General features: G+C 69.9%; 1 protein-coding gene (only partly in view). It reads left to right on the plus strand.

This entire window lies inside a single protein-coding gene on the plus strand: locus tag AC4AMJ_RS04150, encoding a non-ribosomal peptide synthase/polyketide synthase (RefSeq protein WP_489917335.1). The 54465-nt coding sequence extends 16097 nt beyond the window's left edge and 15840 nt beyond its right edge, so the window shows coding positions 16098–38625 (codon 5366, partial, through codon 12875, complete); the first complete codon in view begins at position 2. Both codon boundaries (start and stop) fall beyond the window edges.

A 22528-nucleotide genomic window follows, 5' to 3' on the forward strand; every position in this document is an offset into this window, starting at 1 on the left:
GGTGCTCGACGACCGGCTGCGCCCGGCACCCATCGGTGTACCCGGCGAGCTCTATCTCGGTGGCGTCCAGATCGCCCGGGGCTACGCCGCCCGTCCCGACCTCACCGCCGAACGTTTCGTTGCCGACCCGTTCGGCGTCCCCGGCGATCGCCTGTACCGCACCGGCGATCTGGTCCGGTGGAACCGCAGCGCAACCGACCCCGATTCGTATGTGCTGGAGTACCTGGGCCGCACCGACTTCCAGGTGAAGCTCCGCGGACAGCGCATCGAACTCGGCGAGATCGAGTCGGTGCTGGCCGGTGTCGACGACGTGGTCCACGCGGCGGTCACCGTCGCCCGGTCGGCAGGCGGGGCCGAACATCTCGTCGCCTACCTCGCCGGACCGAAATCGCCCGACGCCGCACGAGACGCGGTCGGCCGGTCACTGCCCGAGTACATGCGGCCCACCGTGTGGACAATTCTCGACGACATCCCGCTCGGCAGCTCCGGAAAACTCGACCGCCGCGCCCTGCCCGCTCCCGACTTCTCCTCGCTGGACACGGATTACACGGCCCCCGCCGACGACGACGAACGAGCGATCGCCGGCATCTTCGCCGGTGTCCTCGGAGTCGAGCGGGTGTCGGTGACCGAGTCCTTCTTCGCCCTCGGCGGCGACTCGATCATGTCCATCCGGCTGGCCTCGGCACTACGCTCGGCCGGCTATGCCCTGAGCCCACGCGACATCTTCACCAACCGCACCGTCCGCGCGCTCGCCGCAGCAGCTCGCACGGCGACGAGCAGCGAGCTGGCCGAGTATCCCGGCGGGGGAGTGGGCGATGTCGCCCTGACCCCCGCGGTCGCCTGGATGCTCGAGCATGCCGACAGCGCGTCGGACCTGGCCGACTTCTCCCAGACCAGCGTGCTGACGCTGCCCGCCGGCATCTCGGTGACCGACCTGCGCACCGTCATCGCCGCGGTCGTGGCTCACCACCCGATGCTCACCGCGCGCCTGACCGACGACAACGGTCGGTGGGACATGCTCGCGGGCAACGACTTCGACGCCGAACTCCTGGTGCGTGTCGACGATGTCGCCGTCGACCCCGATGCACCCGAGTTCACCGACGTCCTGCTGCGCGCCCACGCCGACACCCTGGGTCGTCTCGACCCGGCAACCGGCGCCGTGGTCGCCGCGACCGGCCTGCGGCCCACCTCCGACTCCGCGGACGGCCGCCTGATCGTCAGCATCCATCACCTCGCGGTCGACGCGGTGTCGTGGTCGGCGATCATCACCGACCTCGTCACCGCCGGGTCGCAACTCGCGGCCGGACAGCCGATCACCCTGCAGGCCAACGGAACATCGATGCGCCGCTGGGCCGGTGTGCTCACCGAAATGGCGGAACGCACCGACGAAGTCGAGATGTGGGCTCGCCACCTCGACGACACCGACGCCATCGCGATCGGGCGTCCGTTCGACCGTGTCCGTGACCGTCAGTCGACGGTCCGGACGATCTCCTGGACGCTGCCCACTGAGCTCTCCGACGCGCTCCTGACCCACATACCCGAGGCCTACCGGACCGGGGCCGACGATCTGATGGTCGCGGCCCTGGCGCTCGCCGTGGCCGACGGACGGGCCGGACGCGTGCCGATCCTGCTCGAGGGACACGGTCGCGAGGAGCACATCGCCCCTGGTGCCGACCTCTCGCGCAGCGTGGGCTGGTTCACCAGCATCGCCCCGGTCGCCGTGGACGTCCCCGCGGACCCGGATGAGTCGTCGATCGTCAAGGCGACCAAGGACGCCCGCGCCGCGCTGCCGGATCACGGCATCGGCTTCGGCCCATTGCGCTATCTGCGCGAGGATTCGCCGCTGGCCGGACGCCCGCTGCCGGCGATCGCGTTCAACTACTTCGGCAACGTGAGCGCCGGGGCGGACGATCGCGCCACGGCGGGGGTCGGTTTCCTTCCCGCCACCGACGTCCCGGTCCTGCCCCCGTCGGTCCGCGGGGACATGGTGGCATTGGCCGCCCTGGCGGTGAACGTCTCGGCCGTCGCTTCCGACGACGGTCGGGTGCTGCGTGCCGATCTCAGCTTCCCGGCGGCGGTCCTCGACGACGCCGAGGCGACCGACATCGCCCGACGGTGGCAGGATGCACTCGCCGCGATCGCGTCCCAGGTCGCGCAGGTCGGTGATCCCGGACTCTCCGAATCCGACGTCGCGCAGGTCGGTCTCATCCAGGCCGAGATCGACGAACTCGGCCGGCGGTACCCCGGTGCCGACCTGTGGCCACTGTCGCCGTTGCAGCAGGGACTGCTGTTCCAGTCGGAGGTCGCCGCCCGGCCCGATGAGATCGACGTCTACTCGGTACAGGTGGTCATCGAGATCGCCGACGCCATCGACGAGGACCGCATGCGACGCGCGGCCACCGAACTGTTCCGCGCACATCCGGTGCTGCGTTCGGCGTTCGTGCGTACGGCATCCGGCACACCGGTCACGGTGGTGCCACCGACGGCGGAACCGGAGTGGTACAGCGTCGATCTCCGCGACCACGATGCGGACACCGCCGAGGCGCTGCTGACGGAACTGGCCGATGCCCAGCGCACGAACCGTTTCGACCTCGCCCGCCCGGGTCCCATCCGGTTCGTCGCCGCCCGCATGCCGTCGGGCGGGCACCGGCTGATCATCACCAACCATCACATCCTGCTCGACGGCTGGTCGGGGCCGCTGGTGATCGCCGACCTGTTCGCCGCGTACGTCGGCGATGGTGCGCTGCAGGCGCAGTCTCGCGCCCGCACCGACTACCGCGACTTCCTCGACTGGCTCGCCGGCCGCGATCGCGATGCCGCATACCGTGCGTGGCGAGAGGCACTGTCTGCGCTGGACGGACCGACTCTGCTCGCGGCCGAGCAATCCGCGGCGGTCGCCGAGAAGCCGGCCGGCCTCGAGGTCGATCTCGACGCCGATCTCGTTGGCGGCCTGCACCGTTTCTCCCGTGACAACGGCGTGACGCCATCGACCGCGATCCAGGTGGCCTGGGCGATGGTGCTGTCCCGCCTGACCGGACAGCAGGTGGTCGCCTTCGGTGAGACCGTGTCCGGGCGTCCCGCCGATCTCGACGGGGTCGAGGCCGCGATCGGCCTGTTCATCAACACCATCCCGGTGGTCGTGGACTGCGATCCGCGCCGGAGTCTCGCTCAGGTCGCATCGGGCCTGCAGGAGGCGAAGACCCGGCTGCTCGACCATCAGCACCTCAGCCTCGCCGACATCGGCGAGATCGCCGGGCGGCCGGTGCTGTTCGACACCCTCACCGTCTACGAGTCCTACCCGGTCGACTCCGACGCGCTCGCGTCGGGCAGTCGCGCGGCCGGCCTCGACATCACCGGGGTCGACTTCGCCGATTCGACGCACTATCCGCTCAACCTGATCGTCGGCCCACGCGGCGACGGCATGCGGTTCGCCTACAAGTACCTGCCCAGCGTCGTCACCGACACCCAGGTCGCACGGATCGCCGACCATGTGCGGGCGGTGCTCGAGGCACTCGTGCAGACACCGCAACGCCTGCTCGCCGACGTCGACACCATCAGTGACGCCGACCGAAGCCAGGTGGCGCAGTGGGCGCACGGTGACCACGTCGGCATCGAGCCCGTCACCCTCGCCGACCAGGTGACGGCGCAGATCACGTCGACGCGCACCGCGGCCGCGCTGGCGTTCGACGACCGAACCGTCACCTACGGCGAATTCGGTGACCGCGTGTGGACGCTCGCACGCGAGCTCATCGCACGCGGTGTCGGACCGGAAGTCGCGGTGGGCGTGTGTATCCCGCGATCCGTTGAGATGCTCGTCGCCATCCACGCGGTCATCTCCGCCGGCGGTCACTATGTACCGCTCGATCCGGAGGCGCCGGCCGACCGGATCACCTACATGCTGGACACCTCCGCCGCCGCGGTGGTGCTGGTGGCCGGCGATGTGCCCGAGGCGATCGGCGCACACCGCGTCGACACCGTCCGCGTCGACGCCCACGCGCCGGCCGGCGATGCCGTCGCACCGGTGACCGATGCCGAGCGCATCACCCCGTTGCGGACGACGCATCCGGCCTACACGCTGTTCACGTCCGGCTCGACGGGCCGTCCGAAGGGCGTGACCGTCACACATTCCGCGATCGTGAACCGTCTGGACTGGATGCAGTCGTCGTATCCGCTGGGGCCCGACGACGTGGTGCTCCAGAAGACCCCGGTGACCTTCGACGTGTCGGTGTGGGAGTTGTTCTGGCCGTTGTGTGTCGGCGCCGAACTCGTGATCGCCCGCCCCGACGCACACCGGGACCCGCACCAACTCGCGGCACTGATGCGTGAGGCGCACGTCAGCACCGCGCACTTCGTACCGTCGATGCTCGCGACGTTCCTCGACGTCGTCGATGACGGCGGGACCGCAGACCTGACCACGATGCGACAGATCTTCACCTCCGGTGAGGCCCTGACGCCGGCGGTCGCGGCCGCCACCCCGGCCGCGATCCCCACGGCGCGGCTGCACAACCTGTACGGTCCGACCGAGGCCGCCGTCGACGTCACCTCCCACGAAGTCCGCCCCGGCGACATCCGCGTGCCGATCGGCCGGCCGGTGCCGAACACCACCGCGTGGGTGCTCGACGCACGGCTGCGTCCGGTGGCGCCCGGCACCGCGGGCGAGTTGTACCTGGGTGGGGTGCAGCTGGCGCGTGGGTACGCGGCACGACCCGACCTCACCGCCGACCGGTTCGTCGCGGACCCGTTCGGCTCATCGGGTGGGCGCCTGTACCGCACCGGCGACCTGGTGCGCCACGATGGGCGCGGGGAGCTGGAGTATCTGGGCCGCACCGACTTCCAGGTCAAGCTGCGCGGCCAGCGGATCGAGCTCGGCGAGATCGAGGCCGTGCTCGCCGCCGCACCCGCTGTCGTGCACGCGGCCGCCGTCGTCGCGTCCGCGCCGAGCGGCGACGATCACCTCGTCGGCTACGTCGCGGGGGAGCAGGTCGACCTCGACACCGTGAAGGCGGCTGCCGCGCAGGCACTGCCCGAGTACATGCGGCCCACCGGGTGGGTGGTACTCGAGTCGATGCCGACCAACACCGCCGGCAAGATCGACCGGCGTGCCCTGCCCGAACCGGAGTTCGGGGCAGGCGAGTACGTCGCCGCTGCCGACGACACCGAACGCACGATCGCCACGGTGTTCGCCGAGGTGCTCGGACTCGACGACGTGTCGGCCGGCGACAGCTTCTTCGACCTCGGCGGCAACTCGCTGTCGGCCACCCGGGTCGCGGCGCGCATCGCCGAGGCCCTCGGTGTGCAGGTCGGGGTCCGCGACATCTTCGACGCACCCAGCGTCCGCGCACTGCGTGAGACCGTCGCCGGGCACACCGTGGCCGCGGTGGAACCGCTCACCGCCGGGCCGCGGCCCGATGCCCTCCCGCTGTCGACCGCCCAGCAGCGGATGTGGTTCATCAACCGGTTCGATCCGACGTCACCCGCGTACAACATCCCGTTCGCGCTGCGACTCTCCGGGCACCTCGACGCCGACGCACTGCAGAAGGCGCTCGCCGACGTCATCGGCCGCCACGAGAGTCTGCGCACCGTGTTCCCGGCCGACGAGAACGGTGATGCCCGCCAGCAGATTCTCGACCCTGCCATCGGCGACACCGACACCACCTGGTTCGCCCGGCCCGCCAACGCATCTGCGGCGCGATCCGTCGTGGAACAGCCGTTCGACGTCACCGTCGACCTGCCGATCCGTGCCGCTCTCGTCGCCACCGGCACCGACGAGCATCTGCTCGTGCTGGTCATCCACCACATCGCCGCCGACGGTGAGTCACTGGCACCGCTGCTGCGCGACATCGTCACCGCATACGTGGCACGGACGTCCGGCAGTGCACCGGACTGGCCCGAACTCGCGGTCCAGTACGCCGACTTCGCCGTGTGGCAGCACCGCGTCCTGGGCTCCGTCGACGATCCGACGTCCGTTGTCGGACAGCAGGTCTCCTACTGGGATGGTCAGCTGGCCGACCTGCCCGACGTGATCGAACTGCCGACCGACCGCGTCCGCCCGTCGGTCGCGTCGATGCACGGCGGTCTCGCCGAATTCGACGTACCCGCCGACCTCGTCGCGGCGGTCGACGACCTGGCGTCACGTCACGACGTCACGGTGTTCATGGTGCTGCACGCCGTGCTGGCCGCATTGCTCGGCAGGCTCTCGGCCGGAACGGATGTCGCGATCGCCACGCCGGTGGCCGGACGTGGGCAGAGCGCGCTGGACGACGTGATCGGCATGTTCGTCAACACGTTGGTGCTGCGCAGCGAGATCGAGCCCGGCATGTCCTTCGACGAACTGCTGCGCTCTACCCGCGAAACGGATCTTGAGGCATTCGCCCATGCCGACGTGCCCTTCGAGTATCTCGTGGAACGACTCGCCCCCACCCGGTCGGAGTCCTTCGCCCCGCTGGCGCAGGTGATGTTCACGCTCGAGCAACACCAGAACCCGAGCATCGACCTGCCCGGCCTGTCCATCTCGCCGGCCGACCCGGGTGACCCGGCCGCCCGCTTCGACCTGACCGTCGGGCTGTCCGCCACTCGCGACGACGACGGACACCTGGAGGCGCTCGACGGTTCGATCGTCTACGCCGACGACCTCTTCGACCACGACACCGCACTGCGCATCGCCGATTGGTATGTCGAACTGCTGCATGCGCTGGTCGACGACCCGGCCACCGTGATCGGCGACGTTCCCCTCGTCGACGCCGCAGGACAAGGCCGCCTCCGCGCCTGGTCGCAGGGACTCGAGGTCGACGCCGGCGTCACGCCGCTGCCGGACGGCATCGCCAAGGCGGTCCGATCCCACCGCACCGCAACAGCTCTCGTCGACGGCGACCGCACCCTGTCCTACGCCGACTTCGGTGCCCGGGTGAACGTGCTGGCCCGCGAACTCATCGGTGGTGGGATCGGCCCGGACACAGCGGTAGCGGTGGCGATCGAACGGTCGGCGGAGATGCTCGTCGCCATCCACGCAGTGGTCACCGCGGGCGGCCACCATGTGCCGGTCGACCCGGACGCGCCGGCCGACCGCATCGGCTACATGCTCGACACCGCCGGCGCCGAGACCCTGCTCATCGGTCCGGCCGGAATGTCCGGTGCCGTCGCCGACGTCGTCTCGGGTCTCACCGCCGATGCGCCGCGCGTCGTGGTCGTCGACCTGTCGGTACCCGTCACGGGCGACACCGCACCGGTCACCGATGCCGACCGCGTTGCGCCGCTCGACGCCGATCACGCCGCCTACACGCTGTTCACCTCCGGGTCGACCGGCCGACCGAAGGGCGTCGTCGTCTCGCATCGCGCGATCGCGAACCGGTTGGCGTGGATGCAGGACTCCTACCGCCTGCGGTCCGCCGATGTCGTGGTGCAGAAGACCCCCGTCACCTTCGACGTGTCGGTGTGGGAGCTGTTCTGGCCGTTGATGGTCGGGGCGCAACTCGTGCTCGCGCGACCGGACGGGCACCGCGATCCCGCATACCTCGCGCAGCTCATCCGCGAGCGCGGTGTGACCACCGCGCACTTCGTCCCGTCGATGCTGTCGGCTTTCGTCGAGGTGCTCGGCCCCGAAGGGATGTCGGTGCTGACCTCGGTGCGGCAGCTGTTCACCTCGGGTGAGGCGCTGGCACCGTCGGTGGCGGCCGCAGCACTCGATGCGCTGCCCGCGGCGCGATTGCACAACCTCTACGGCCCGACCGAGGCGGCCGTCGACGTCACCGCCCAGGAAGTGCGGGCCGGCGACACCGAGGTCCCGATCGGTCGACCGGTCTGGAACACCGCGACCCGTGTCCTCGACGCCCGACTGCACCCGGTGCCGGTCGGTGTGGCCGGCGAGCTGTACCTCGCCGGGGTGCAACTGGCCCGCGGCTATGCGTCGCGTGCCGACCTCACCGCCGACCGGTTCGTCGCCGATCCGCTCGGTTCGGCCGGCACCCGGATGTACCGGACCGGTGACCTCGTCCGGTACAACGCCCGCGGCGAGCTGGAATACCTGGGACGCACCGACTTCCAGGTCAAACTGCGCGGTCAGCGCATCGAGCTCGGCGAGATCGAGGCGGTGCTCGTCTCGGCGCCCGGCGTGGTCCATGCCGCCGCGACGGTAGTGAGCACCGGCGACGGGGAACAGCACCTGGTCGCCTATGTCGCCGGTGCGCCGGAGACGTCGATCGACCTCGACGACGTCAAGGCGGTCGCCGCGCGCATGCTGCCCGATCACATGCGACCGACGGTCTGGATGCGGTTGGACCGCGTCGAACTGACCAGTGCGGGCAAACTGAACCGCCGCGCCCTGCCGGCGCCGGAGTTCGGCGGCGGCGAGTTCGTGGCCCCGAACCCGGGAACCGAGACCACGATCGCCGAGGTCTTCGGTGAGGTGCTGGGAATCGAGCGGGTGTCGGCGACGACGAGTTTCTTCGACCTCGGCGGCAACTCGCTGTCGGCGACGCGGGTCGCCGCCCGGGTCGGACGAGCATTGGACGCCGATGTCTCGGTTCGCGACCTGTTCGACGCGGCCACGGTGCGAGCGCTCGCCGAACGCGTCCGGCCCGGAACCGGCGCCACCGCCGAGATCGTGCCCGGGCCACGGCCACACGTCATCCCATTGTCCTTCGCCCAGCAACGGATGTGGTTCATCAACCAGTTCGACACCGGCTCGGCCGCTTACAACATCCCGCTGGGACTGCGGCTGCGCGCTGAGATCGACGGGAGCAGCGTCGACGCCGCCGCGCTTCTCGACGCGCTGGGCGACGTCGTCGCCCGGCACGAGATCCTGCGCACGGTCTACCCGACGGTCGACGGGCGTCCGACCCAGCGCATCCTCGATGTCGATGACGTCGGTGGGTTGCTGGATTGGTCGCACGCCGAGAGCGCCGAGGAACTGCAGGCCGCGACGGCACGCGGTTTCGACGTCGCCACCGAACTTCCCATCCGCGGACGCATCTGGCGTGCACCGGATTCCGACGTCACCGACGTCATCATCGTGTGTCACCACATCGCGTTCGACGGCGAGTCGGCGAAGGTGCTCGCCGCGGACCTGATCGGCGCCTATCTCGCGCGTACCTCCGGGAGCGGCGCGGTGCCCGCAGCCTTGACCGTGCAGTACGCCGACTACGCCCTCTGGCAGCATGAGACGCTCGGCCGCACCGACGACCGGCAGTCGCCCATCGGGCAGCAGATGGGCCACTGGCTGAGCGTGCTCGACGACATCCCCACGGTCACCGACCTTCCGATGGACCGGCCGCGCCCGGCGGTGTTGGATGCCGACGGGGATCGGATCGGCATCGACGTACCGTCCGAGCTCGCCGCCGCCGTGCAGCAGACCGCCGCCGACACGGGACTCACACCGTTCATGATCTGTCACGCCGCACTGGCGGTGACCGTGTCGCGGCTCGCGTCGACCCGCGACGTCGTCATCGGGGCGCCGATCGCGGGTCGTGGTCAGTCCGCGCTGGACGACCTGATCGGCATGTTCGTCAACACCCTGTTGTTGCGCACCACGGTCGATCCGGGCGAGACGATCGCGGAATTCCTGTCCGACGTGCGGTCGGTCGACCTGGACGCCTTCGCCCACTCGGATGTGGCGTTCGAGCAGCTGGTCGACGCGCTGGCGCCCGAGCGGTCATCGGCGCACGCACCGCTGACACAGATCGCCCTGACCTACGCCGCGGACGACACCGCCGAGCGGCAGCGCTTCACCGATGCGGGACTGACCGTCGAACCCCTCGACATCGCCGAACAGGATGCCAAGTTCGACCTGACGGTCGGCGTGCTGGAGGGTCAGGGCACGGGCGATTCCACCCCGCTGCGAGCGGAATTCCTCTACGCGCGAGCGCTGTTCGACGAACCGACGGTGCGTGGCTTCGCCGATACCTGGCTGCGGGTATTGGCCGCTCTCACCGGCGATTGCGACACCGCGGTCGGGGACATCGACCTGCTCGGCGACGACCAGCGCCGTGAGATGGATGCGGTGCGTGTCGAACTCGCCGCGACCGCCCGCGCCGCCGAGACCTTCGGTGGCAACCGGACGCTGCCGGAGGTACTCCTCGACCGGACCCTCGATCTCGACCACCCGGCCCTCGTCGTCGACGACCGCGTTGTCGACTACGGCGAGTTCGAGGCGCGCACCAATCGTCTCGCGCGAACCCTGATCAGCCACGGCGTCGGCCCGGATGTGGTGGTCGCCGTGGGTATCTCGCGTTCGCTCGAGTCGGTGATCGCGACGTTCGCGGTGATCAAGGCCGGTGGCGTCTATCTCCCGATCGACCCGACCTACCCGGATGACCGCATCGCGTTCATGCTGACCGACTCCGATGCCGCCCTGGGCATCACCACCATGGACGACCGGGAGACGCTCGGTGACCGGGATCGACCCCGATGGCTGGTCCTCGACGACCCCGATGTCATCGACCGGGCCGAGACCGAGTCCGCCGACGTCCTCGCCGACGACGAGCGCCGCGGCCCCGTGCGGCTGGACAACCTCGCCTACCTGATCTACACGTCCGGCTCCACCGGCAGGCCGAAAGCAGTTGCCGTCGCCCACCGCGGCGTCTCGGATCTGGTGCACACCCAGCGCGAGATCTCCTACGGGTCGGCCACTCGCGTACTCCACGTCGCATCACCGAGCTTCGACGCGTCGTTCTTCGAAATGCTCTGGGCCATCGGATCGGGTCACACGCTGGTCGTCTCGCCGGCCGAGACCTATGGCGGCGCCGAACTCGCCGAACTCATGGCCCGCCACCGGGTGACCGACGCCATCATCACACCGACGGTCGTGGCGACCATGGATCCGGCCGACGTGCCGCAGCTCAAGCACCTCGCGACCGGCGGAGAGGCATGCCCGCCGGACCTGGTGGAGAAATGGGCCGCACCGACCGGTACCGCACTGGCGCTCTACAACATGTACGGACCGTCGGAGGCGACCGTCGTCGCCACCGCCGGCCGACTCCGGGCCGCGCGGCCGGTCACGATCGGCCGGCCGATCCACGGGTTCACCGCCTATGTCCTCGACGAGCGTCTCAACCCCGTCCCGCACGGCGTGGTCGGGGAGCTGTACCTCTCGGCGCCGGGTCTGGCGCGCGGCTACCTCGGACGAGCGGGTCTGACCGCGACCCGCTTCATCGCCGACCCGCTCGGGCTTCCCGGCACCCGCCTCTACGCAACCGGCGACCTCGTCCGCCGAACACCCGCGGGCGAAATCGAATTCGCCGGCCGCGCCGATCATCAGGTGAAGATCAACGGTCAGCGGGTCGAGCTGGGGGAGATCGACGCCGTCCTCGCCGCGCTGCCCGGCATACGGCAGGCGGTGACCATCGGTGCCGACGACCCGGCCGGTCGAACCCGGTTGGTGACCTACCTCGTCGGCGACGCCGACAACGACGTCGACGTCGACGCGGTGAACCGTGCGGCGGGTGACCGGCTGGCCGCGCACATGATCCCGGCTGCGTTCGTCGTTCTCGACGAGCTCCCGCTGACGCCGTCGGGCAAACTGGACCGCGCCGCGCTGCCCGCGCCGGACTTCCTCGTCGACACCGAGTTCGTGCCGCCGGCGACCGACGCCGAACGCGCGCTGGCCGACATCGTGGCCGGGCTGCTCGGACTCGACCGCGTCGGCGCGAGCGACTCGTTCTTCACGCTGGGCGGCGACAGCATCATGTCGATCCAGCTCGCCTCGGCGGCGAAGTCGGCCGGGCTGCGGCTGACACCACGGGACATCTTCGAACACAAGACCATCCGTGGAATGGCGGCTGCGGCCGGCAGTGCCGGCGGCGCGCTCGAGGCCCTTCCCGAACTCGCAGGCGGTCCCTCCGGCGACATGGTGATCACGCCGATCATTCGGTGGATGCTCGAGGGGGCCGACGGTCCCACCGACCATGCGACGCCCGCCTTCGCCGATTTCTCCCAGGCCAATCTGTTGCGTGCGCCCGCGGGAATGACGCGCGCGCACCTCGTTCCGATGATCGATGCGCTGCTGGCCGCGCACCCGATGCTGGCGGCGCAACTGCGGAGGACGGCCGACGACTGGACGCTCGAGACGGGCCGGGCGGTGGATGTCGATGCCATCGTGCGTTTCGAGACCCCGGACGCGGAGCCCGGAACCGAGGACTTCGTGGACGCACTGACCCGCATCCATGCGTCGGCGCTCGCCGAACTCGACCCGACCACCGGCGACATCGCTCGCTTTGTGGTCGTGTCGCCCGGGACCCCGAGCGGGCAGGCCACCGCCGGGCCGGCTGACGACGTGGCGGCCGACGGTGCGCGACTGCTCATTGTCATCCATCACCTCGCCGTCGACGCGGTGTCGTGGCCCACGATCGTGGTGGATCTGGCGACCATGTGGTCCCAGGTGACCTCCGGCGGGCAGCCGACCCCGCAACCCGAGGGAACCTCCATCCGCCGCTGGGCACAGGTCCTCGCCGACGACGTGCCCGACCGGCTGGCCGAACTGCCCTACTGGCTGGAGCGGTTGCCGGCCGACGCGGCCCCGTTCGGCGACAGGGAGTCGGACGACGGTCTACAGCCGTCGCCGATGCAACGGGTGACCGTCACCGTGGACACCGAGGTGTCCGAAGCGCTGCTCACCGCCGTGCCACACGCATTCGCCGCGGGCACCCAGGACGCACTGCTCGCCGCGCTGGCCCGTGCGGTGCACCGGTTGCGTAGCACGAGGGGGGACGCGGCGAGCGACGACGCGGTGGTGATCCAGGTCGAGGGTCACGGACGCGAGTCCGACGTCGCCGCCCGTGGTGCCGATCCCCGCGCCGTCGATCTGGCCCGGACCGTCGGATGGTTCACTGCGATCTCACCGGTGCGTATCCCGGTGGGAGACAACCGGGATGCCGCCCGCACGGTCAAGGACACCAAGGAAGAGCTGCTCGGGCGCGCCGATCATGGGCTCGGGTTCGGAGTGCTGCGCTACCTGGCGCCGAACGTCGTCGACGTGCAGGAGACCCCCGAACTCGCCGAGTTGCGCCGGCGTCCGCTGCCGGCCATCGGGTTCAACTACTTCGGCAACGTGGGAGCGGGCAGTGCCGGGTCCGACGGCGACCGCACCGCCGCCGACTCCGCGTTCCTCCCGTCCGGCGACGACGTCGTACTGCCATCGACGATCACCGGCGCGATGATGGCGTCGAGCGCCGTGACCGTCGACGTGAGCACCGTCGTGACCGACGGTGGGCGAGCCCTGCGTGCGTCGTTCGCCTACCGCGCAGGCATTCTCACCGACGACGAGGTCGCCCTCCTCACCGATAGGTGGGTCACCGAACTCGCCGACATCGTCACCGCCGCCCGGACCGGTGAGGTGGGCGCGTCACCGTCGGACCTGATCGGTGCCCATCTCGGCCAGGACGAGATCGACGACCTGCACAGTCGATTCCCGGGCGCCGAACTCTGGCCGCTGACACCCCTGCAGCAGGGCCTCTACTTCCAAGCCGAACTCGGCACGCCCTCCGGCGTCGACGACGGTTCGGCCGGGGAAGTGGACGTGTACGTCACCCAGGCCGTGATCGACCTCGCCGGAGACGTCGACGTTGCGCGGTTGCATGCCGCGGCGTCCGCGCTCCTGCAGCATCATCGGGTCCTGCGTTCGGGTTATGTGCGTACCGCCGACGGGTCCGTCGTCGCGGTCGTGCCGCCGACGGTCGAGCTCGAATGGACGACCCTGGACCTGCGGGCCGCAGGCGACGCCCACACCCGCCTCGACGACTTCAGCGCCGATCACCTGCGACGCCCCTTCGACCTCGACGAGCCGGCCTTGATCCGTTTCGGCCTGGTGCTGTTGCCCGACGACGCGAACGGCTCCCGCGCGGCGCTGATCGTCACCAATCATCACCTCCTGGTCGACGGCTGGTCGGGACCACTGGTCCTCGCCGACCTCTTCGCCACCTACTTCGGCGGTCGACCGCTGACGTCCACCGATGACGGCGACTTCGAGACGTATCTGACCTGGCTCGCCGCGCGCGACGACGACGCGGCGCACGCGGAATGGTCGGCGGCGCTGAGTGATCTGGAGGGGCCGACGCTGGTTGCTCCCGGCCAGGTGGCCACCGAGGACACACGGCCTCGTGATCACCGCATCGACGTCCCCGCCGAACTCGGTGACGCCATCGGCGCCACGGCCCGGCGGCTCGGCGTGACGACGTCGACCGTGCTTCAGTTCGGCTGGGCGGTGTTGCTGTCGCGGATGACCGGTCAGCGAACGGTTGCGTTCGGTGAGACGGTGTCCGGGCGACCGGCGGACATGGACGGCGTCGAGCAGATGGTCGGCCTGTTCATCAACACCCTGCCGGTCGCGGTCACCGTGGATCCGGCATCGACGGTCGACGACGCGCTGCAACGCCTGCAGACCACGAAGACACGACTGTTGGATCACCACCATGTCGGGCTGGCCGACATCGCCGCGCACACCGGGCATCACACGCTCTTCGACACGCTCACCGTGTACGAGTCCTACCCGGTCGACGAGCAGGCCGTCGCGGAGAACGGACGCTCCGACGAACTGCGGATCACCGAGGTCCGGACCGGCGACGCCACGCACTACCCGCTGAACCTCATCGGGGCGCCCGTGCGCGGATCCTCGGGTGGCGCACCCCGGATCTCGTTGCAGCTGAAGTATCTGCCCGGTGCATTCACCGATGAGCAGGTTGCGCAGTACGGTCGGGCGCTGCGACAGATCCTGTGTGCGCTCACGGCTGCCGACTCGGGTCTTGTCGCGGACATCGACCTGCTCGGGTCGGCAGAACGGGACCTCGTCGACGACTGGAGCCGAGGCGCCACGGCGGCGCTCGCACCCGAGTTGGTCGGAACCGCACTGGCGGCCCAGGCCGAGCGCACGCCCGAGGCGGTCGCGGTGGTCGACGGCGACCGGATCGTCACCTACGCCGAGTTCGACGCTCGCGTCAACGATCTCGCCCGACGGCTGATCGCGGCCGGGATCGGCCCCGACGTCGCGGTGGGCGTGTGCCTGCCACGATCGCTGGAAACGCTTGTGGCGGTGCACGCGATCGTCGTCGCGGGTGGACAGTATGTGCCGATCGACACCGAGACGCCCGCGGACCGACTGCTGTACATGGTGGAGACGGCCGCCGTGGCCCGTGTCCTCGTCGCCGCCGGCGGGCCACCCGATGCGCTTCGCGACGTGGCCGGGACCGCGGGCCTGCCGATCGATGTCGTGGACCTCACCGGGCCCGCGCCCACCGGTACCGCGCCGGTGACCGCGGACGAGCGTCTGGCCCCGTTGCGTCCCGAGCACGCGGTCTACACGATCTTCACGTCCGGATCGACCGGCCGCCCGAAGGGCGTCACCGTGTCGCATTCCTCCGTCGTCAACCGCCTGCGGTGGGGACTCGCGGCGTTCGAGAAGGTCGACGCACATGCGACCACCATCGTCAAGACGCCGTACACCTTCGACGTCTCGGTGCCGGAACTGTTCGCGCCGTTCATGATCGGCGCGCGGGTGGTCGTGGCCCGTCCCGGCGGGCATGCCGACCCCGCATACCTGGCCGAGCTCATCGCCCGCGAGCAGATCACCGCTGTCGACTTCGTACCCTCGATGCTGGCCGCCTTCCTCGACATCGTCGACGACGAGCAGCTCGCCGCGATGACCGGTCTGCGCTACCTCTACATCGCGGGTGAGGCACTGCCACCGGCACTCGCACGTGCCGCCCGCCGCCGGCTGCCGCAGGTGGCGCTGTACAACCTGTACGGCCCGACGGAGGCCGCGGTCGAGGTGACCGCGCACCACGTCGAGGCGGTCGACGAACACGTCACCGCGATGCCGATCGGATCGCCGATCACCAACACCGACGTCTGGGTCCTCGACGACCGGCTGCGTCCCGTGCCGCCGGGCATCGCCGGTGAGTTGTACCTCGGCGGCGTCCAGATCGCCCGCGGTTACGCCGCGCGGCCAGACCTCACCGCCGAACGATTCGTCGCCGACCCGTTCGGCGCGAACGGGTCTCGCCTGTACCGCACGGGTGACCTGGTTCGCTGGAACAGCAGCGGGCCGGATGCGGACCGCGCGGAAATCGAGTATCTGGGGCGCACCGACTTCCAGGTGAAGTTGCGTGGTCAGCGCATCGAACTCGGCGAGATCGAGTCGGTCCTGGCCGACGCCCCGGGCGTGGTGCACGCGGCCGCGACCGTCGCCTCCGCGCCCGGTGGGGGAGAGCATCTGGTCGCGTACCTGGCCGCGGGTCCCGGCGAAGAACTCGATCTGGATGTGATCCGCGACCACGCCGCCGGTGCCCTGCCCGAATACATGCGGCCGACGGTGTGGATGGCGCTCGACGACGTCCCGCTGGGCAGCACCGGCAAACTCGACCGCCGGGCCCTGCCCGATCCGGAGTTCGCCGGCGGGGATCTGGTCGCGCCCGAGGGCGATGTCGAGACGACGCTCGCGCAGGTGTTCGCCGACGTGCTCGGCGTGGACCGGGTGTCGGTGACCGACAGCTTCTTCGACCTCGGCGGCAACTCGCTGTCCGCGACCCGCGTGACCGCGCGGGCCGGTGCGGCGCTCGGCGCCGACATCGGGGTCCGCGATCTGTTCGAGGCACCCACGATCCGTGATCTCGCCCGCCGAATCCGTGTCGGCGACAGCGTGGTCGAGCCGATCGTCGCGCACGAGCGGCCGGAGATCATCCCGCTGTCGTTCGCGCAGCAGCGGATGTGGTTCATCAACCGCTTCGATCCCGAGTCGGCGGCCTACAACATCAGGGTCGCGGTTCGCATGACGGGTTCGCTCGACCCCGATGCCCTGCACGCCGCATTCGGCGACGTGGTGGAACGCCACGAGATCCTGCGGACCGTGTATCCGGCGATCGACGGGGTGCCACACCAGCACATCGTCGACGCGGATTCGGCGCGCACGGATCTCGACTGGGCTGTGGTCACCGACGAGCGTGCGTTGACGGACGCGATCGACACCGGGTTCGACGTCAGTGCCGCACTTCCGCTGCGGGTGCGGTTGCTACCGGAGTCGGCGGATCGACATGTGCTCGTCGTGGTGGTGCACCACATCGCCGGTGACGGCGAATCGATGGCGCCGCTGATCGCCGATCTCGCGGTGGCCTACGACGCGCGTGTTCGCGGCGAGGCGCCCGAATTCACCCCGCTCGACGTGCAGTTCGCCGACGTCGCCTTGTGGCAGCATCGCGAGTTCGGCTCGGCCGATGATCCCGATTCGGTCCTCGGCGCCCAGACCGGCTACTGGGCAGAGCAGCTCGCCGATCTCCCGGATGTGCTCGAGTTGCCCTCGGACCGGCCGCGTCCGGCGGTGGCGTCCGGACGCGGTGCCCGACACGAGTTCACAGTGTCCTCCGATGTGTCGCGGGCGGTCACGGAATATGCGGCGGCACACGGTGTCACCCCGTTCATGGTGGTGCACGCCGCGCTCGCCGTCGTGCTGGCGCGGCTGTCCGCCTCGACGGACATCGCGATCGGGACGCCGGTGGCCGGGCGTGGCCGCAGGGAACTCGACGGCCTCGTCGGCATGTTCGTCAACACGCTCGTCCTACGGACACAGGTCGACTCGGGTGTGACCTTCGACGGGCTGGTCGACGAGGTCCGGACCACCGACCTCGATGCCTTCGAACATGCGGACGTCCCGTTCGAGTACCTCGTCGAGCGTCTCGACCCGGTGCGGTCCGAAGCGTTCGCACCGCTCACCCAGGTGTTGCTGAACGTCGCCGGGCACCCCCCACAGGGTGCTGCCATGGCAGGTGTCTCCGTGGAGCCGATCGAGGACGCCGGGGCCGCTGTCGCGCGGGTGGACCTGTCCATCAACTTCGGTCCGATGGCGGACGGACAACAGGCGTGGACGTCGGTGATCACCTACGCCACCGACCTGTTCGACCGCGAGCGGATCGTAGGGTTCGGCGAGACACTGTGCCGCGCACTCGCAGCTTTCCTCGACGAGCCGGCGACTCCGATCGGAGACCTGGATCTCTTCGCCGAGGCCGGGGCGGGCGCGTTGCGTGCCGGCATCGGTCCGAGCACCGAACCGTCCTCGGCGACCCTGGCCGATCACCTCGCCGGCGGGGCCGATACCGACGTGGATGCGTCGGCCATCGAGACATCGACCACGCGAATCACCCGGCGACAGTGGCGTCACCACGTCGCCACCCTGGCACGGGAGCTCATCGGGCGCGGTGTCGGCCCAGAAGTCGCTGTGGCAGTGTGCATGCCGCGGTCGGCGGACATGGTGATCGCCATCCACGCGGTGATCGTCGCCGGTGGCCGATACGTCCCGATCGATCCCGAGACACCGGCCGAACGTGGCGCCCACATGGTGTCGACCGCCGGAGCCCGTCTCGCTCTGGTGTCCAGCGGTGGCGCCGATGACGTGCCGCTGCCCGATGATGTGGCGCGCCTCGAGGTCGTGATGTCCGACGACCTCGCACCCGATGCACAGATCGTGCCGGTCACCGATCGCGAACGCACGTCCCCGCTGCGCCCGGATCACGCCGCGTACACCATCTTCACCTCGGGGTCGACGGGACGGCCGAAGGGTGTCACCGTCTCGCACCGGTCGGTCCTCAACCGGCTGAGGGCGGACGCGGAGGCGTTCGACGTCGGCGGCGATGACGCGATCCTGCACAAGACGCCGACGACGTTCGATGCAGCTGTGCGAGAACTTTTCCTGCCTGCATTCGCAGGTGCGCGGATGGTCATCGCCGACGACGGCGGCCACCGCGAACCCGCTCACATCGCCGCCATGATCGAGCGACACGCGGTGACGCTCGTCCACTTCGTCCCGTCCATGCTGTCGGCCTTCCTCGACGTGACCGACGCGGACGGTCGTCGGCGTCTGGGCAGTCTGCGCGCCATCCTCACCGGTGGCGAGGCACTGTCGGCGGCCGCGGCGCACGCGACCCTGGCCGCTGTTCCGTCGGCACGACTGCACAATCAGTACGGTCCCACCGAGACCACCGTCATCGTCACCCGGCACGAGGTCGTCCAGTCGGATCAGTCGGTGCCCATCGGTCGGCCGATCGCGAACACGACCGCCGTCGTCCTCGACGATCGGCTGCACCCGACCCCGGTCGGCGTCGCGGGCGAGCTCTACATCGGCGGTGTCCAGGTGGCACGCGCCTACGAGAACCAGCCCACCCTGACCTCGGAGCGCTTCGTCGCGGATCCGTTCGGTCCGCCCGGGGCGCGCTTTTACCGCACGGGAGATCGTGTGCGGTGGCGTGTGGGTGCGGACTCGTCACGTCCCGAGCTGGAATACCTCGGCCGCAACGACTTCCAGGTCAAACTGCGCGGGCAGCGGCTCGAGCTCGGCGAGATCGAGGCGGTAGCGGCATCGGCTCCCGGTGTCGTGCACGCGGCCGCCGCGGTCGTGACGGCACCCGGCGGGGGCGATGAACTCGTCGGCTACGTCACCGGCGACTCCGTGGACCTCGACGTCGTGGCCGAGACCGCCGCCCGTTCGCTACCCGACTACATGCGCCCGACGTCGTGGTCGGTGCTCGACGAGATGCCGATCAACGCTGCGGGCAAGCTCGATCGTCGGGCCCTGCCCACCCCTGAACTCCGGGGACGGGCAGGCGAGTACGTGGCACCGGAGACCGACCGGGAGGCCACGATCGCCGCGATCATCGCCGGCGTGCTGGACATCGAGCAGGTGTCGGTGGTCGACAGCTTCTTCGACCTGGGCGGGAACTCGCTGTCGGCGACCCGGGTCGCCGCCCGGGTGGCAGACGGTCTGGGCGTCGAGGTTCCGGTGCGGACCCTGTTCGACGCGCCCAGCGCACGTGAACTCGCGGCAGTCTTGTCGAACGGGCCGGCGCACACCAGCGAGCCGCTGGAACCGCAGGTCAGACCGGACCTGATTCCACTGTCCTATGCGCAACAACGCATCTGGTTCATCAACCGTCTCGCACCGGAGTCCGCCGCCTACAACATCCCGGTTGTGCTGCGCCTGGCCGGCGCCGTGGATCTCGACGCGATGCGCGTCGCCCTCGCCGACGTCGTCGAGCGGCACGAGGTGTTGCGCACGATCTACCCGGAGGGTGCCGACGGCCTGCCTCACCAGCAGATCCTCCGGACTGACGAGGTCGCCGTCGACTGGGCGGTCACCGACGAGGCAGATGCTCTCGCCGTCGTCGGCCGGGGATTCGACGTGGTGTCCGAGCTTCCCCTGAGGGCCCGGATCGCGCGCGTCGAATCTGCTGCAGGAATCGAACATCTGCTGGTGCTGGTCATCCACCACATCGCCAGCGATGGTGAATCCGGGCCGGTCCTGGCACGTGACGCCATCGCCGCTTACGCGGCGCGGGTCGACGGCCGGGCCCCGGCGTGGGAGCCCATGACCGTGCAGTACGCCGACTTCGCCCTGTGGCAACGCCGGGAACTCGGCACCGCGCAGGAGCCCGACTCCACGATCGCCGGCGAACTGGAGTTCTGGGCGGACGAACTGGCCGGGCTGCCCGACGCACTGGATCTGCCGACCGATCGGCCACGCCCGCGCGTTGCGAGCATGCGCAGTGGCACAGTCGAATTCCGTATCGACCGGTCCACCCGGGAGGCGCTGGCGGCAGTGGGCCGCGAGCATGGCTCCACGCTGTTCATGACGCTGCACACGGCTCTTGCCGTTCTCCTGGCTCGGGTGTCGGCCACCCCCGACATCGCGATCGCCACCCCGGTCGCGGGACGCGGCCGGGCCGAACTCGACGAACTCATCGGTATGTTCGTCAACACGCTGGTACTGCGTACGGCGGTCGATCCGGCATCGAGCGGACGCGAGCTGCTCGATGCCGTCCGCCGAGTGGACCTCGACGCCTTCGCCCATGCACAGGTGCCGTTCGAACAGGTCGTGGAGAAGGTTGACCCGGTCCGATCGGAAGCCTTCGAGCCGCTCGCCCAGGTCATGCTGATGCTGGACCAGGGCGGCGACACCTCGGGCGGCGCCGGACACACCGACATCGCCGGTCTCGAGGTGCGGACGGTTGATCCCGGCGCCGATGCCGCGAAGTTCGACCTGACATTCGGCCTGCTCGACGACGGCAATACCCTGACAGGCAAGATCGTCTATGCCGCAGACATCTTCGACGAGACGACGGCCCGCAGGCTGGCCCGGGGATTCGGCCGGATCCTCCGGTCGATCGGAGAACGGCCGGACAACGTCGTCGGCGACATCGGCCTCTTGGACGACGATGAGGTCGCTGAGGAACTCACCCGGTCCACCGGCGAGCGCATCGACGTCGGAGCCCTGGTGCTGCCCGACGTCCTCCGGGAGTACGGCGCCGCCCATCCGTCGGCGCCGGCACTGCTCGTCGGTGCTCGCACGATCGACCACGCGGAATTCGCCGCTCGTGTCGATTCGCTGGCCCACCACCTGATCGCGTGCGGCGTCGGTCCGGACGTGGCTGTGGGCGTCTGTATCCCACGCTCCGCCGAGATGGTGGTTGCGATCCACGCCGTGATCACGGCGGGTGGCCAGTACGTGCCCATCGACGTCGACGCGCCGCACGACCGCGTCGAGTACATGGTGCAGACCGCAGGCGTCGCGCTCGTCCTCGTCTCCGACGACCACGCGCCGGCCGTGGCCGGGGTCGACGTCGACACCCTCGGTGTCGACTGCACCGGGGAGGTCCCGGACGCCCAGCCGGTGACCGATGCCGATCGCCGCGCGCCACTGCGGCCCGAGCATGCGGCATACACGATCTTCACCTCCGGTTCGACCGGTCGCCCGAAGGGTGTGACCCTCCCGCACGCCGCGGTGGTCAACCGGCTGCGGTGGGGTCTGCACGAATTGCCGATCGACCCGTCGGACACCGTGATGCTGAAGACGCCGTACACGTTCGACGTCTCGGTGCCGGAACTGTTCGCGCCCCTGATGGTGGGCGCCGGGGTGGCGGTACTCGACGCCGACGGCCACCTCGATCCGAGTCGCGTGGCGGAGTCGATCCTCGAGTACGGCGTGACGATGGTCCACTTCGTGCCGTCGATGTTGTCGGTCTTCCTCGATGTCGTCGGTGACGAGCGTGTGCGCACACTGGGTGGTGTGCGGATCATCTCGACCACCGGCGAGGCCCTCCCGCCGGCGGTGGCCGCGCGGACCCGTGAACTGTTGCCGGACATCGAGTTCTACAACCTGTACGGTCCGACCGAGGCCGCCGTCGAGATAACGTTCGAGTCGATCGCTGGTGTGCGGCCGGATCAGACATCGGTGGCCATCGGCGTGCCCGTGTGGAACTCGACGGCGTACGTGCTCGATGCCCGGCTGCGGCCGGTTCCCCCCGGGGTGCCGGGCGAACTCTACGTCGGGGGAGTGCAACTCGCCCGTGGCTATGCCGCGCGGCCGGATCTCACCGCCGAGCGATTCGTCGCAGACCCCTTCGGTCGCGACGGTGCGCGCATGTACCGCACCGGCGATCTCGTGCGCCGTGGTTCCGACGGGCGGCTGGACTATCTGGGCCGCACAGATTTCCAGGTGAAGCTGCGTGGGCAGCGCATCGAGCTCGGTGAGATCGAGGCAGTGTTGGCGTCGGCGCCCGGTGTC

The organism is Gordonia sp. LMA484, assembly GCF_058129505.1.